We start from the raw sequence: 14,018 nt of genomic DNA on the forward strand, positions 1-14,018 counted from the left end.
GCCCGCTTTGACGTCCCAAAACACGCCAGAGGGCGTTGCAAATGCGCGCCGTAGCCCGAGCTACGGCTGTGCTTTGCGCCTACTCGGGCGCGTTTTGGGGCGCCCCTTCGGGCACGCCCAATTCCCTCTCAGCCTCTGAGTTTCCGAGCTTTTCGCCCCGGATCCCAGCGCGAAATGGTCGGACGTTGCTATTGTTTTTGCTGTTGGAGCGGCCGCGCGCAGGCTGCGGTGTCACGCGCGCGTCAAGCTGGCCTGTTGCAATTTGCGAATAACTTCAAGTCCCTAAGGTTTTCCCCGGATAGCACCGACGACACTCGGTAGCTAAGGTCAGATTGTTCAGATGTCAAAGAACCAGAGGGCAGCACGCCCCCAAAAGGAGTCGACCATGCGCACATCCTCTCCCAAGCTCTCCCGACGCACCGTGTTCGGTGGCGTGGCCACCGCGGGGGCCGTCGCCGCAGCGGCCTCGCTGCTGCCCGCCGTTCGCCAGGCTGCGCCCGAGCCCCGCGAGGGCCAGGCGTCCAAGCGCGGTGGCGGCTACAGCCTCAGCGAGCACGTTCGCCGCTATTACCAGACGGCGCGCAGCTGACGCGCCCACGCAAGGAGACACTGCATGTTGCTCACGCGCAAAGAACACGACGCCGTTGCCCGCACGGCCTCGCCTTTCGTTCATCGTCTGAGTCGCGGACTCAGCCAAGCGCTGCCGACGATGGATCGGCGCGCCTTCTTGCGCCGCTCGGGGCTCGGGGTGGGTGTGGGTCTGGCAGCGACGCAGCTCACCTTGGTCAAGAAGGCTCGCGCAGCCGGGGCGGCCGAGGCCGTCGGCAAGGGCAAGGTCGAAGTCAAACGCACGGTGTGCACCCATTGCTCGGTGGGGTGCGCCGTCGATGCCGTGGTGGAAAACGGCGTTTGGGTGCGTCAGGAGCCGGTGTTCGACTCGCCCATCAACCTGGGCGCGCACTGTGCCAAAGGGGCGGCGCTGCGCGAGCACGGGCACGGCGAATACCGCCTGCGCTACCCGATGAAGCTGGTCAACGGCAAGTACGAACGCATCAGCTGGGACCAGGCGCTCAACGAAATCAGCGCCAAAATGATGGAGCTGCGCAAGGCCAGCGGCCCCGACAGCATCTATTTCGTGGGGTCCTCCAAGCACAATAACGAACAAGCGTATTTGCTGCGCAAGTTCGTCAGTTTCTGGGGCACGAACAACTGCGACCACCAGGCACGCATCTGCCACTCCACCACGGTGGCCGGCGTGGCCAATACCTGGGGTTACGGCGCGATGACCAACTCGTACAACGACATGCGCAACAGCAAAGTCGCCTTGTACATCGGCTCCAACGCCGCCGAAGCGCATCCGGTCAGCCTCTTGCACATGCTGCACGCCAAGGAAACCGGCTGCAAGATGATCGTGGTGGACCCGCGCTTCACCCGCACGGCAGCCAAGGCCGATGAATACGTGCGCATCCGCTCGGGTACCGACATTCCCTTCCTCTTTGGCCTGCTCTATCACATCTTCAAGAACGGCTGGGAAGACAAGCAATACATCCACGACCGTGTCTACGGCATGGACAAGGTGCGCGAGGAAGTGCTCGCCAAGTGGACGCCTGACAAGGTCGAGGAGGCCTGTGGCGTCGGCGAAGCCCGCATGCTCGAACTCGCAACCCTGTTGCATGAAAACCGCCCCGGCACCGTGGTGTGGTGCATGGGTCAGACCCAGCACACCATCGGCAATGCGATGGTGCGCGCCTCGTGCATCTTGCAACTGGCTTTGGGCAACGTGGGCAAGAGCGGCGGCGGAACCAACATCTTTCGCGGCCATGACAACGTCCAGGGCGCGACCGATGTCGGCCCCAACCCCGATTCGCTGCCCGGCTACTACGGCCTGCTCGAAGGCTCGTGGAAGCACTTCGCGAAAGTCTGGGGCGTCGATTTCGAGTGGATCAAGGGTCGCTATGCGAGCCCGGCCATGATGACCAAGCCGGGCATGACCGTCTCGCGCTGGATCGACGGGGTGCTCGAGAAAAACGAACTCATCGATCAGGATTCCAATCTGCGTGGCGTGTTCTATTGGGGTCACGCGCCGAACTCGCAAACTCGCGGGCTCGAGATGAAGCGGGCGATGGACAAGCTCGATCTGCTCGTCGTCGTCGACCCGTATCCTTCGGCGACGGCCGCCATGGCGGCGATGCCCGGCAAGCCCGAGGATCTCAACCCGAACCGTGCGGTTTATCTGCTGCCCGCCGCGACCCAGTTCGAAACCAGTGGTTCCTGCACCGCTTCCAACCGCTCGATCCAATGGCGCGAGAAGGTCATCGACCCGCTGTGGGAAAGCCGCAGTGACCACATGATCATGTACCAGCTCGCCGAAAAGCTCGGCTTCGGCAAGGAACTGGTCAAGAACTACAAGATGCAGAAGGTCAAGGGGCTCGACGAACCCGTGCCCGAGGACATCCTGCGCGAGATCAACCGCAGCGTCTGGACCATCGGCTACACCGGCCAGAGCCCCGAACGTCTCAAGGCCCACATGCGCAACATGGCGGCCTTCGATGTCAAAACGCTCAAATGCAAGGGCAAGGTGGTCGACAAGGAAAGCGGCTACGACATGAGCGGCGACTACTTCGGTTTGCCCTGGCCCTGCTATGGAACGCCCGAGCTCAAGCACCCGGGCACGCCCAACCTCTATGACACCAGCAAGCACGTGATGGAAGGCGGCGGCAACTTCCGCGCGAACTTCGGCGTGGAGCGCGACGGCGTCAGCCTGCTCGCCGAGGATGGCTCGCACTCGCTGGGCGCGGAGATCCCCACGGGCTACCCCGAGTTCGACCACATTCTGCTCAAGAAACTCGGCTGGTGGGACGATCTGACCGATGCCGAAAAGGCCGCTGCCGAAGGCAAGAACTGGAAAACCGATCTGTCCGGCGGCATTCAGCGGGTGGCGATGAAACACGGCTGCCATCCCTTTGGGAATGCCAAGGCGCGGGCCGTGGTCTGGAATTTCCCCGATCCGATTCCGCAGCACCGCGAGCCCTTGTATGGCACGCGCCCGGATCTGGTTGCGAAGTACCCCACGCACAACGACATGAAGGTGTTTTGGCGCCTGCCCACCTTGTTCAAGACCGTCCAGGACAAGGCGGTTGCCGATGGGCTCGCGAAGAAGTTCCCCTTCATTCTGACCTCGGGCCGCCTGGTCGAGTACGAAGGCGGTGGCGAGGAAACCCGCTCCAACCCTTGGCTGGCCGAACTGCAGCAAGAGGCCTTCGTCGAGATCAACCCGCGTGCGGCCGCCGAGCGCGGCATCCGCGATGGCGATCGCGTCTGGCTCACGACGCCCACCGGCGCGCGGCTCAACGTCATGGCGCAGGTGACCGAGCGCGTCGCCCCGGACACCTGCTTCATGCCCTTTCATTTTTCAGGGCGCTGGCAAGGCGCGGACATGCTTGCTTATTACCCGGCTGGGGCGCACCCGGTGGTTCGCGGCGAGGCGGTCAACACCGCGACGACCTACGGATACGACAGCGTGACCATGATGCAGGAAACCAAGACGACGATTTGCAACGTCGAGAAGGCGTAAGGAGACCCCGATGGCACGAATGAAGTTCATCTGCGACGCCGAGCGCTGCATCGAATGCAACGGCTGCGTCACGGCCTGCAAGAACGAGCACGAAGTCCCCTGGGGTGTGAACCGCCGGCGGGTCGTCACGATCAACGACGGGGTTCCCGGCGAGAAGTCGATTTCCGTTGCCTGCATGCACTGCTCGGATGCGCCGTGTATGGCGGTCTGCCCGGTCAATTGCTTCTACCGCACCGAAGACGGCGTGGTGCTGCATGACAAAGATGTGTGCATCGGCTGCGGCTATTGCTCTTACGCCTGTCCCTTCGGCGCGCCGCAGTTCCCCTCGCAAGGCACCTTCGGCGTGCGCGGCAAGATGGACAAGTGCACCTTCTGCGCGGGCGGCCCGGAGCCCCACGGCAGCCAGGCCGAGTTCGAGAAATACGGCCGCAACCGCCTCGCCGAAGGCAAGCTGCCGGCCTGTGCCGAAATGTGCTCGACCAAGGCCCTGCTCGCGGGTGACGGCGATGTGATCACCGAGATTTTCCGCACCCGCGTCGTGCAGCGCGGCAAGGGTGCCGAGGTCTGGGGCTGGGGCACGGCTTACGGCAGCAATCGGGCCGCTGCCCAGGCACAAGGAGCGAAATCATGATGAAAAAAACCGCCTTCGCGGCCATTAGCGCCGTGTTGCTCGTCGCCTGCGGTGAGCGGTCGCAGGACCTTGGCGCAAGCCGAAAGGACGCGGCCCTCTACGAGGGGACGGGCGTCGCCGTGTTCACGGCGCCGGGCTGGAAGCCCGGGGACAAGGCAAGTTGGCAAAGCGAGCTGCGTGCGCGCGCGCAGTACGGGCAAAACGACTACAACCCCAGTCGCTCGAACTGAAATCCAACCGGAGTCTCGCCATGCGACATTTCCTTGCCGCCGCCTTGCTCGGTTGTTGCCTGGGCAGCTCTGCTCTCGCTCAAGACAAGGCGCCTGAGGTCGGCGCCGCGCCCGCCGCGGCGGCGCCGGCGGGCATCCAAAGCGCCAATATCTTCCAAATCGCGCCCGATGCCGCCACGGCTCCGGGTTACGCGGAACAAAACAATGGTGAGCGCGCCAAGGTCCAGCCCGGCAACAACGCCCCCATCTGGCGCCAGGTGGGATCGGGCGTGACCGGCTACAGCAGCCTGCCCAAGACCCAAGCCCCCGAAGCCGGCAATCTGATTCAGCCGATGGTGTCCTATCCCGGCTCGCGACTCACCACGGCGGGTGAAGCTTGGCGCCAGACGCGCAACCATTGGCTCATTCCTTACGGCGGCTCGCTGCTGCTCATCGTGCTGCTGGCCATTGCGCTCTTTTATCGGAGCAAGGGCATGATCCGGCTACACGGCGCGCCGACTGGTCGCAAGATCGAGCGCTTCACGCCGTTCGAGCGTGCGGCCCACTGGGCGAACGCCGGCGCCTTCGTGGCGCTGGCCGTCTCGGGCGTCGTGATGGCTTGGGGCAAGTTCTTCATCCTGCCGGTGATCGGCTCGACGCTGTTCGGCTGGTTGACCTACGCGCTCAAGAACATCCACAACTTTGCCGGGCCGCTGTTCGCGGTTTCCTTGTTCATCGTCTTTCTCACCTTCCTCAAAGACAACCTTCCAACGGCCGACGATTGGCGCTGGCTCGCCAATGGAGGCGGGCTTTTCTCTGAGCACGAAATCCCGTCACACCGCTTCAACGCGGGTGAAAAGCTGGTTTTCTGGGGCGGCGTCTTCTTCCTGGGCCTCGTCGTCGTGGGCTCGGGTCTGGTGCTCGACAAACTCGTTCCGGGCTTGCTTTACGAGCGCAGCACCATGCAGATCGCCAACATGGTTCATAACGTCGCGACAGTCGCCATGATGGCCATGTTCATGGGCCATATTTACATGGGCAGCATCGGTATGGAAGGGGCGCTCGATGCGATGAAGACCGGCTACGTCGACGAAACCTGGGCCCGGGAGCATCATGAATTGTGGTACCGGGACATCGAGGCCGGCAAGATACCCGCGCAGCGCTCGGCCGCTGCCCCAGGCAGCCTGGTGTCCCAGGCCTGACGCGGTTGCTGGAGATCGGTTCAACTTTGGGAGCCTGCTGATGAAACGTTTTTGGGTGCTCGTATGGGCCTGTACGCTCGGCGCCGCTGTCTCGGCCAAGCTGCCGCCACCGACGCCAGAGGCTCAAGCCAAGGCAGCGGAAGCGAAAGCCAAGGCAGGCTACGCGGAGAGGGTCGCGGCTTATCAGTTGTGTAAGGCGCAAGACCGTGCCGCTGCCGCCTATTTCAAGAAGGCGAAGGCAGAGGGCCGTGAGGTGCATCCGCCCGTGCCGACCCCGCCTTGCGTGGAGCCTGGTCCTTTCGTCTACACGCCCGAGGCTGCGCCTGCCGCTGCGCCAGCGGCAGCACCGGCCGCAGCAGCCGGGGCGTCTGCGGCCAAGAAGTCCTGACGATGCGTGCCGAGCGGGGTGTGGGCCCTCGGCTCACGCAAGCCCACGCGCCTTTGACGCAGGCGATCGACGTCCTCAACGAGTTTGGCGAGCGCGAATCGATCGAGATTCCGTGCGAACGCGCCTTGACGGTCTACGTGGACCGGCGGGAACTCGTGACCCTGATGACGCTCGGCGCCCATCCCGAGCTGCTGGTTTTGGGTTATTTGCTCAACCAGCGGCTGATTTCGGCGGCTGAGGAAATCGAGTCGATCACGGTCGACTGGGAGGTGGGCGCGGCTGCGGTCAAGACCCACCGGGGCATCGCCGAAATCGAAGCACGGACCGCTCGGCGCGTGGTGACGACCGGATGCGGTCAGGGCAGTGTGTTTGGCGAACTGCTTGCCGAAATCGACTCGATCCGCTTGCCCGGGGCCACGCTCGATCAAGCCCGCCTCTATGAGATTCTGCAGGCCATGCGCCAGCAGGAATCGACCTACAAGTCTGCCGGTTCGGTGCATGGCTGCGCGCTGTTCTGCGGGGGCAAGCTGAGCTTCTTCGTCGAAGATGTCGGGCGCCACAACGCGGTGGACACCATCGCAGGCTGGATGGGGCTCCAGGGTGCAGCGGTGCGTGACGATCCCGAAAAGGTGTTCTACACCACCGGTCGGCTCACCAGTGAGATGGTCATCAAGGCGGCCCAGATGGGGGTTCCGATCGTCATTTCCCGCAGCGGCATCACCCAGATGGGGCTGGATGTCGCGCGGCGGCTCGAACTCTGTGCCATCGGGCGCGCGACCAACCGTCGCTTCATTTGCTACAGCGCGCCCCAGCGGCTGCGGATGCAGCCCGAACTGGCCGGGCCTCGGCTCAAGGCCGCTTGAGCGGCACTGCCCGGCGGCCCTGCGGGCCGAGCGTCGCGGTCGCCTCGGGGCAAGTGGCTGGCCCATGAATCCCCGATTTCCGGGGCTGATGCGCTCTGGGGTAAGGTCGGGCCATGAGCACTTCGTCTTCGAACCTGCGGGAATCGGGCATGCACGCCCCGGAGCCGCTGCGTCCCCCCTCGATCTGGGCGTTGGCGTGGCGCATGTTGTGGCGCGATCTACGGGCGGGCGAGTGGCGCTTGCTGGTGTTGGCGGTTGCCCTCGCCGTGGCCGCGCTCGGTGGCGTGGCCATGTTTGGCGACCGTTTGCAGGCCGGTCTGCAACGGGACGCCGCCGCGCTGCTGGGCGGTGATGCGGTGGTCGTCAGCGATCATCCCGTGCCGGCGAGCCTGTCCGAGCGGGCGCGCCGCCTCGGTCTGGCGACCGCCCAGACGGCCACCTTGCCGACCATGGCTCGCGCCGCCGCTGCGCCGGGTGCGAGCCCTCGACTCGTCGCACTCAAGGCGGTGGGAGCGGGGTATCCGTTGCGCGGTGCGCTCGAGCTTCGGCGGGCCGAAGGCGGGGTCGGGCAGACGGTCCGGGAGGGGCCGAGCCCTGGACGGGCCTGGGTCGATGCCGGCGTGCTCGACGCACTCGACTTGCGGCTCGGTGACGCGCTCGCTTTGGGCGAGCTCGAATTGACCGTCTCGGGCGTCCTCGTCCGCGAGCCCGACCGCGGCGCTGGTTTTCTCAACTTCGCGCCGCGCGTGCTGATCCATGAGGCGGATCTGGCACGCAGCGGCCTCATTCAGCCCGCAAGCCGCGTGACCTACCGCTTGGCGGTGGCGGGTCGTCCTGAGGCGGTGCGCGCGTTCGTGCAGGCCGTCGAGGCCGAGTTGCGCCAGCCGGCGGGGCGGGGCATGCGTCTGGAGACGCTCGAGAACGGTCGCCCCGAAATGCGCCAGACCTTCGATCGTTCCACCAAATTCCTCAAGTTGGTGGCGCTCTTGACCGCTTTGCTCAGTGCGATTGCGGTGGCCTTGGCGGCGAGAGACTTCGCGCGCAGGCATCTCGACGATTGTGCGCTGCTGCGCGTCTTTGGCCTGCGCCAGCGCACGATCGCCGCGGCCTATGGCTTGGCCTTTGGCATCGGTGGCGTCGTGGCCAGTGCGATCGGTCTGTTGGCGGGGTATGGTGTTCAGGCGGTGTTGGTCGGGCAGCTCGGGGGGCTGCTCCAAGCCGACCTCCCAGCGGCTGGGCCGGCCCCCTGGTGGTTCGGTCTGGGCGTGGGGCTGACGCTGCTCGTGAGCTTTGGGTTGCCCCCGGTGCTGCAGCTCGCGCGGGTGCCGCCGCTGCGGGTTTTGCGCCGTGACCTCGGCGAGTTGCAGCCGCTGTCGGTGAGCGTGGCGGTGCTGGGCATCCTGGGGTTTGCTGCCTTGTTGTTGGCGGCCAGTGCGGACGGGGCGCTCGGCCTCTATGCCGTGGGAGGGTTCGCGGGTGCCGCGTTGTTCTTTGCGGCGCTGGCGCTGGCCGCGCTGGCGCTGCTGCGGCGAGTGGTCCGCGAAGGGCTCACGCCGCCCTGGCTGACCCTGGCCACGCGCCGGATGACGGCGCGGCCCGCGGCCACGGCACTCCAGGTCAGCAGCCTCGCCTTGGGTCTGCTGGCACTGAGTCTGTTGGTCTTGTTGCGGACCGACCTGATCGATTCCTGGAGGAAAGCGACGCCGGCCCATGCGCCCGATCGCTTCGTGATCAACATCCTGCCCGACCAGCAGGCTGCGTTCCAAGAGGTGCTGCGCACCGCGGGCGTGACCGGCTACGACTGGTATCCGATGATTCGGGGTCGCCTGGTGGGCGTCAACGACCGCACCGTGGCTGCGACCGACTATGCCGATGAACGGGCGCAGCGACTGGTCGACCGCGAATTCAATTTGTCCTACACCGCGCAGGCACCCGAGCACAACCGGATCGTGGCCGGGCGTTGGCAGCCCAACGAGCCCAACGCCATCAGCGTCGAACAGGGCTTGGCCGAGACCTTGGGGCTCAAACTCAACGATGTGCTGCGCTTCGACATGGCCGGCGTCGAGGTGCAGGCGCGCATCACGAGCCTGCGACAGGTCGACTGGGGTTCGATGCGCGCCAATTTCTTCGTCATCTTCCCCGTTGATCGGCTCGATGCCCCGGTGGCGCAAAGCTACCTCGCGGCCTATCGGTCGCCGCCCGTGGCCGGGTTCGATGCGCGGCTCACGCGCGCTTTTCCGAACGTGACCGTTGTGGATCTGTCGACCACGCTGGCGGAAGTCCAGCGGGTGATCGAGCAGATCGTGCGGGCGATCGAGTTTTTGTTTGCCTGGGCGCTCGCGGCGGGGCTGCTCGTGTTGTTCGCCGCGGTTACGGCGGCTCGGCAGGAGCATGTCCGGGCGTTTGCCATTTTGCGTGCGCTCGGGGCGCGACAGCGCTTCCTGGCCCGGGTGCAGGGAGCGGAACTGCTCGGCGTTGGGCTGCTCGCAGGTACGCTCGCGGGGGCATGCGCGTGGCTCATCGGTTGGGCCTTGGCCCGGCGCGTGTTCGGCTTCGACTGGACAGCGCCGCTTTGGGTGCCGCTGGTGACCGCCTTGGCTGGTGCGGCGCTGGCCTGGGCGGCCGGCTGGCTCGGGTTGCGCGGCGTGCTGCGCCGTCCCGTGGTGGAAACCCTGCGTGCGGCAACCGTCGACGGATAGCCAGACGTCTCTACCGCTGGCCGCGGAGCAGCACGATCAAAGCGCCGGCGCCCCCTTCGGCCGGGCGCGCCTGCACGAAGGCCAGCACCTCCCGCTTTTGCACCAGCCAACTGTGGACCCGGCTTTTGAGCACCGGTGTCTTTCCCGGTGAGCCCAGTCCCTTCCCGTGAACGATGCGCACGCAGCGCAGGCCCTGGCGGACACAAGCGCGGATGAACTCGGCCAGTTGCGCGCGGGCGTCGTCGGTGCGCAGGCCGTGGAGGTCGAGTTCGCGCTGGACGGCCCAGTCGCCGCGTCGCAGCCGCCGCAAGACGTCGGTGCCGATTCCGACGCGCCGGTAGCTGAGCTGGTCATCGGTTTCGAGCAGGGAGCTGACATCGAAGTCGTCGCTGAGCGCCTCGCGCATGACCTCGGCTTCGTCGCGCATTTGCTGGCGAGCCGTGGGCGCGGGGCGGGGCCGCGTCGGGTGGACGCGCGCTGGGTGGGACAAGGCTTGCACCGGCCCCACCCAACGCCGAAACAGATCACGCTCCAGCGCGGCGCGTTCGGCAGCCGCGCGTTCGGCCGCCGCTTGGGCCAAGGCTGCCTGCCGCTGCTGGCGTAGCGCTTCGAGCAAAGCGTCGAGGCCGTCGAGGCTTTGGGCGCGCGTGCGGCGCTTCGGTGGCGGAGGGCTCACATCAACCCCCGCTCGGCCATGGACAGCGCCGCACCGGGCCCGACGATGACGTGATCGAGCACGCGGATGTCGAGCAAGGCGAGGGCAGCGCGCAGCGTTTGCGTCAGCGATTGATCGGCCGCACTGGGCTCGACGCTGCCGCTGGGATGGTTGTGTGCGAGGACGACCGAGGCGGCGTGGTGCTGCAGCGCGCGCATCGCCACTTCGCGGGGATAGACGCTGGTTTGGCCGAGCGTGCCGCGAAACAGCTCCTCGAGCGCGATCAGCCGGTTTTGGCTGTCGAGAAAAAGCACTGCGAAAACTTCGTAGGGCCGGCGCGCGAGATGCAGCGCGAGGTACTGTTTGACGGCCTCGGGCGCATCGAAAACCTCGCGGGTACGGAGTTGCTCGGCCAGCGCGCGGCGGGCGAGTTCGAGCACGGCGAGCAGTTCGGCGCGCTTGGCGGGGCCGAGTCCCTTGATGGGCTCGAGTTCGGCGGCGCCGGCATGCAGCAGGCCGGCGATGCCACCGAAGCCGATCGGTGGTGGCGCCAGGAGTTCACCCGCCAACTCCAGCACGCCTTTGCCCGCGAACCCGGTGCGCAGCAACAGCGCGAGCAGTTCACGGTCGCTCAAGGCGGCGGGCCCGCGCGCCAACAGCTTCTCGCGCGGCCGGCTGTCGTCTGGAAGTTCGTGCATGACCATGAGGGCGACCGCAACGGCCACCCAAGGCGGCCAGGTTTCTACAATGGAGGCAGTTTATGGCAATGCTGCCCTAGTTCCGCTTGCGCCTCGCAAGTCGGCCCTCTGGTCGTTGGGCACTTGCCCCAAAGGAATCGTTGATGACCCGTGTTCAGTCCGAATCGTTCTTGACCCTGCACTACCGCCTCGGCGGCGCGTCGGGGGACATCGTCAACACCTACGACGGCCCGCCTGCGACCCTGTCGCTCGGTTCGGGGCAGTTGGCCCCCGCGCTCGAGCAGCGCTTGATCGGCCTCGAGGAGGGGGCGCATGTCGTCTTTGACCTGGCGCCAGGCACCGTTTTCGGCGAGCGTCAGCCCGAGATGCTGCAGTGGGTGGCGCGTTCGCTGCTCGACCGTCTGGGGGAGCCGGGGGCAAGTTACGACATCGGCGAGGCGGTGGAGTTTCCCGCCCCGGATGGGCAGGGAAAGGTGGTGGGCGTCGTGCGCGAAGTTCGGGACGACGGCGCGGTGCTGTTTGATTTCAACCATCCCCTGGCGGGCCAGCCGGTGCGGTTCGAGGTTTCCATCATCGGAGTGCTGTGATGGCGCCTCCTGAACAGCAAGCCGGTGTTCCGGTGCAAGAAATCGTGCTCGCCGAGCCGCGGGGGTTTTGCGCCGGGGTCGATCGGGCCATCGAGATCGTCGAGCGCGCCTTGGCAAAGTTTGGCCGCCCAATCTACGTTCGTCACGAGATCGTGCACAACACCTTCGTGGTCAACGAGCTCAAGGCCAAAGGCGCGATCTTCATCGAGGATTTGGCCGAGGTTCCAGCGGGTGCGACGCTGGTGTTTTCGGCACACGGCGTGCCCAAAGCCGTCGAGGAGGAGGCCGCCGCCCGGGGTCTGCGGGTGTTCGATGCCACCTGCCCCTTGGTGACGAAAGTTCACGTGGAGGTGGCCAAGCTCGCGAAAGAGGGCTTTGAATTCATCATGATCGGCCACAAGGGACACCCCGAGGTCGAGGGGACGATGGGTCAACTCGACCGCGGCATCCACCTCGTCGAGGATGTGGCCGATGTCGCACGGGTGCAACCGGCACAGACCGAGCGCTTGGCGGTCGTGACCCAGACGACCTTGAGCGTCGATGACGCGGCGGAGATTCTGGCAGCGATCAAGGCCCGCTTCCCGAACGTGCGCGAACCGAAGCAGCAGGATATTTGCTACGCGACGCAGAACCGGCAGGATGCGGTCAAGCTGCTCAGCCGAGAGGTCGACGTGGTCATCGTCGTTGGCAGCCCGACCAGTTCCAACAGCAACCGCCTGCGGGAAGTGGCGCAGAAGCTCGGCACCGAGGCCTATATGGTCGACGCCGCCGACGAGCTGCGGCCCGAGTGGATTGCCGGCCGCACGCGCGTGGGCTTGACGGCGGGCGCGTCGGCGCCCGACGTGCTGGTGCAGGAGGTGGTCGCGCGGCTCAAGGCGCTGGGCGCCGTCTCGGTTCGCTCATTGGCCGGAGCCGAGGAGACGGTCAAGTTCCCGTTGCCCAAAGGCTTGCGGCTCGACGCAGATGCGGCCGCCTCGGCGGCGTCGGATCATCTGCATTGAACTGCTGAAAAAACAGCAACGAAAGTTCATTTTTCGCCGGCAATCGGCCCCCCTTTATCCATTCTTTAGCAATGCTCGACATCCAGCTCCTACGGAAAGACCTCGCCAGCGTCGTCGCACGCCTGGAGACGCGCCAGTCCCCCCAACCCTTTCTCGACGTGGCGGCCTTTTCGGCGCTCGAGGCTGAGCGCAAGACGCTGCAGACCCGCACCGAGGAGCTTCAGGCGCAGCGCAACGCGCTCAGTCGCCAGATCGGTCAGCTCAAGGCGCGCGGTGAGCCCGCCGACGCGGTTCTGGCCCAAGTCGCCGCGATCAAGCAAGAGCTCGAGTCTTCGGCCGTGCGGCTCGATGCGATCCAGGCCGAGTTGCAGTCGCTGTTGCTCGCGGTGCCCAACCTGCCGCATCCGAGCGTGCCCGTCGGCCCCGATGAAAGCGGCAACGTCGAGCTGCGCCGCTGGGGAACGCCGCGCAGCTTCGATTTTGAAATCCAAGACCATGTCGAAATCGGTGCGCGTCTCGGGCTCGACTTCGCCACGGGGGTCAAGCTGGCCGGTGCGCGTTTTACCTTCATGCGCGGGCCAGTGGCGCGCCTGCATCGGGCACTGGCGCAATTCATGCTCGACGTGCAGACGCGCGAGCATGGCTATACCGAGTGCTACACCCCCTACATCGTCAACGCGGACACGCTGCGGGGTACGGGCCAGTTGCCCAAGTTCGAAGCCGACCTGTTCGCGGCGAAGAAGGGCGGGCAAGAGGGCGACGATGGCCAGGCGCTCTACCTCATCCCGACTTCGGAAGTCACGCTCACCAATGTGGTGCGCGATGAAATTCTGGCCGAATCGGATCTGCCGGTGCGCCTGACAGCGCACACGCCTTGTTTTCGCTCGGAAGCGGGCAGCGCTGGGCGCGACACGCGCGGCATGATCCGTCAACACCAGTTCGACAAGGTCGAGATGGTGCAGATCGTCCACCCCGATCGCAGTTACGAGGCGCTCGACGAAATGACGGGGCACGCCGAAGCGATCTTGCAGAAACTCGGACTGCCGTACCGCGTGATGCTGCTGTGCACCGGCGACATGGGCTTTGGCGCCGCGCGCACGCATGATCTCGAGGTCTGGGTGCCGGCGCAGGGCACGTACCGAGAGATCAGCTCGGTTTCGAATTGCGAAGCCTTCCAAGCCCGCCGCCTGCAGGCACGCTTCAAGAATGCGCAAGGGAAAAACGAGCTGGTTCACACGCTCAACGGCTCGGGCCTGGCTGTGGGCCGGACCTTGGTGGCCGTGCTCGAAAACTATCAGAACGCCGACGGTTCCGTCACCGTGCCCGAGGCGCTGCGGCCCTACCTCGACGGTGTCGAGGTGCTGCGCGGCTGATACAATATGCGCTTTGATCCGGAGAGATGGCAGAGTGGTCGAATGCGCCGGACTCGAAATCCGGTATACGGTAACCCCGTATCCAGGGTTCAAATCCCTGTCTCTCCGCCAAAATCAAAAAAGGCCGCATTCGCGGCC

Annotated in this window: 13 protein-coding genes and 1 tRNA gene; 12 read left to right on the forward strand and 2 right to left on the reverse strand. The window is 65.7% G+C overall.

Annotated features, from left to right (window positions below):
* Nucleotides 1-385: 385 nt before the first annotated feature.
* The 8 genes from JHC36_RS08065 (at nucleotide 386) to JHC36_RS08100 (ending at nucleotide 9,566) form a co-directional block, all read left to right on the forward strand.
* Nucleotides 386-589 (forward strand): formate dehydrogenase, encoded by a 204-nt coding sequence (locus JHC36_RS08065; RefSeq protein ID WP_287918046.1) that lies wholly within the window; start codon nucleotides 386-388, stop codon nucleotides 587-589.
* Nucleotides 590-613: 24 nt separating this feature from the next.
* A complete protein-coding gene (locus JHC36_RS08070) occupies nucleotides 614-3,574 on the forward strand; it encodes a formate dehydrogenase subunit alpha (RefSeq protein WP_287918049.1) in 2,961 nt (986 codons plus the stop codon).
* A 10-nt stretch (nucleotides 3,575-3,584) separates the two neighbouring features.
* Nucleotides 3,585-4,205 carry a formate dehydrogenase FDH3 subunit beta gene (gene fdh3B, locus JHC36_RS08075; RefSeq protein WP_287918052.1) on the forward strand — a complete coding sequence of 207 codons (621 nt, stop codon included), beginning with the start codon at nucleotides 3,585-3,587 and terminating at the stop codon, nucleotides 4,203-4,205.
* Complete coding sequence (locus tag JHC36_RS08080) at nucleotides 4,202-4,435, forward strand: hypothetical protein (protein ID WP_245968726.1); 234 nt, start codon at nucleotides 4,202-4,204, stop codon at nucleotides 4,433-4,435. The genes fdh3B and JHC36_RS08080 overlap by 4 nt, the downstream gene beginning before the upstream one ends.
* A 20-nt stretch (nucleotides 4,436-4,455) precedes the next feature.
* Nucleotides 4,456-5,616 (forward strand): formate dehydrogenase subunit gamma, encoded by a 1,161-nt coding sequence (locus JHC36_RS08085; RefSeq protein ID WP_287918057.1) that lies wholly within the window; start codon nucleotides 4,456-4,458, stop codon nucleotides 5,614-5,616.
* 40 nt (nucleotides 5,617-5,656) lie between these two features.
* Nucleotides 5,657-6,004, forward strand: a complete 348-nt coding sequence (locus tag JHC36_RS08090) for a hypothetical protein (RefSeq protein WP_287918059.1) — start codon at nucleotides 5,657-5,659, stop codon at nucleotides 6,002-6,004.
* 2 nt (nucleotides 6,005-6,006) lie between these two features.
* Nucleotides 6,007-6,867 (forward strand): formate dehydrogenase accessory sulfurtransferase FdhD, encoded by an 861-nt coding sequence (fdhD, locus tag JHC36_RS08095; protein ID WP_287918062.1) that lies wholly within the window; start codon nucleotides 6,007-6,009, stop codon nucleotides 6,865-6,867.
* A gap of 149 nt (nucleotides 6,868-7,016) precedes the next feature.
* Entirely contained in the window at nucleotides 7,017-9,566 is a 2,550-nt protein-coding gene (locus JHC36_RS08100; protein ID WP_287918070.1) for an ABC transporter permease, read from the forward strand.
* 10 nt (nucleotides 9,567-9,576) lie between these two features.
* Here JHC36_RS08100 and JHC36_RS08105 read toward each other — a convergent pair whose 3' ends face one another.
* Together JHC36_RS08105 and radC are read right to left on the reverse strand one after the other, a co-directional pair.
* Complete coding sequence (locus JHC36_RS08105; protein ID WP_287918065.1) at nucleotides 9,577-10,242, reverse strand: Smr/MutS family protein; 666 nt, start codon at nucleotides 10,240-10,242, stop codon at nucleotides 9,577-9,579.
* Nucleotides 10,239-10,925, reverse strand: coding sequence for a RadC family protein (gene radC, locus JHC36_RS08110; RefSeq protein WP_287918072.1), 687 nt, complete (start codon nucleotides 10,923-10,925; stop codon nucleotides 10,239-10,241). The genes JHC36_RS08105 and radC overlap by 4 nt, the downstream gene beginning before the upstream one ends.
* Nucleotides 10,926-11,062: 137 nt before the next feature.
* Between radC and JHC36_RS08115 the strand changes: the two genes are divergently transcribed.
* The 4 genes from JHC36_RS08115 to JHC36_RS08130 all read left to right on the forward strand — a co-directional run bounded on the left by JHC36_RS08115 (nucleotide 11,063) and on the right by JHC36_RS08130 (nucleotide 13,991).
* Nucleotides 11,063-11,506, forward strand: coding sequence for an FKBP-type peptidyl-prolyl cis-trans isomerase (locus tag JHC36_RS08115; RefSeq protein ID WP_124220412.1), 444 nt, complete (start codon nucleotides 11,063-11,065; stop codon nucleotides 11,504-11,506).
* The gene (ispH, locus tag JHC36_RS08120) at nucleotides 11,506-12,507 is read left to right on the forward strand and encodes a 4-hydroxy-3-methylbut-2-enyl diphosphate reductase (RefSeq protein WP_124220410.1); all 1,002 of its coding nucleotides are present in this window, start codon (nucleotides 11,506-11,508) and stop codon (nucleotides 12,505-12,507) included. The genes JHC36_RS08115 and ispH overlap by 1 nt, the downstream gene beginning before the upstream one ends.
* Before the next feature lie 71 nt (nucleotides 12,508-12,578).
* Complete coding sequence (gene serS, locus JHC36_RS08125) at nucleotides 12,579-13,880, forward strand: serine--tRNA ligase (protein ID WP_124220408.1); 1,302 nt, start codon at nucleotides 12,579-12,581, stop codon at nucleotides 13,878-13,880.
* Between the two features lie 20 nt (nucleotides 13,881-13,900).
* Nucleotides 13,901-13,991, forward strand: a tRNA-Ser gene (locus tag JHC36_RS08130).
* Nucleotides 13,992-14,018: the final 27 nt, after the last annotated feature.

This window comes from Tibeticola sp., assembly GCF_022759015.1.
GTDB classification, from domain to species: domain Bacteria; phylum Pseudomonadota; class Gammaproteobacteria; order Burkholderiales; family Burkholderiaceae_C; genus Tibeticola; species Tibeticola sediminis.

Coding starts and splice junctions, on each gene's coding strand:
- JHC36_RS08065 (WP_287918046.1), top strand. CDS start 386: ATGCGCACATCCTCTCCCAAGCTCTCCCGACGCACCGTGTTCGGTGGC.
- JHC36_RS08070 (WP_287918049.1), top strand. CDS start 614: ATGTTGCTCACGCGCAAAGAACACGACGCCGTTGCCCGCACGGCCTCG.
- fdh3B (WP_287918052.1), top strand. CDS start 3,585: ATGGCACGAATGAAGTTCATCTGCGACGCCGAGCGCTGCATCGAATGC.
- JHC36_RS08080 (WP_245968726.1), top strand. CDS start 4,202: ATGATGAAAAAAACCGCCTTCGCGGCCATTAGCGCCGTGTTGCTCGTC.
- JHC36_RS08085 (WP_287918057.1), top strand. CDS start 4,456: ATGCGACATTTCCTTGCCGCCGCCTTGCTCGGTTGTTGCCTGGGCAGC.
- JHC36_RS08090 (WP_287918059.1), top strand. CDS start 5,657: ATGAAACGTTTTTGGGTGCTCGTATGGGCCTGTACGCTCGGCGCCGCT.
- fdhD (WP_287918062.1), top strand. CDS start 6,007: ATGCGTGCCGAGCGGGGTGTGGGCCCTCGGCTCACGCAAGCCCACGCG.
- JHC36_RS08100 (WP_287918070.1), top strand. CDS start 7,017: ATGCACGCCCCGGAGCCGCTGCGTCCCCCCTCGATCTGGGCGTTGGCG.
- radC (WP_287918072.1), bottom strand. CDS start 10,925: ATGGTCATGCACGAACTTCCAGACGACAGCCGGCCGCGCGAGAAGCTG.
- JHC36_RS08115 (WP_124220412.1), top strand. CDS start 11,063: ATGACCCGTGTTCAGTCCGAATCGTTCTTGACCCTGCACTACCGCCTC.
- ispH (WP_124220410.1), top strand. CDS start 11,506: ATGGCGCCTCCTGAACAGCAAGCCGGTGTTCCGGTGCAAGAAATCGTG.
- serS (WP_124220408.1), top strand. CDS start 12,579: ATGCTCGACATCCAGCTCCTACGGAAAGACCTCGCCAGCGTCGTCGCA.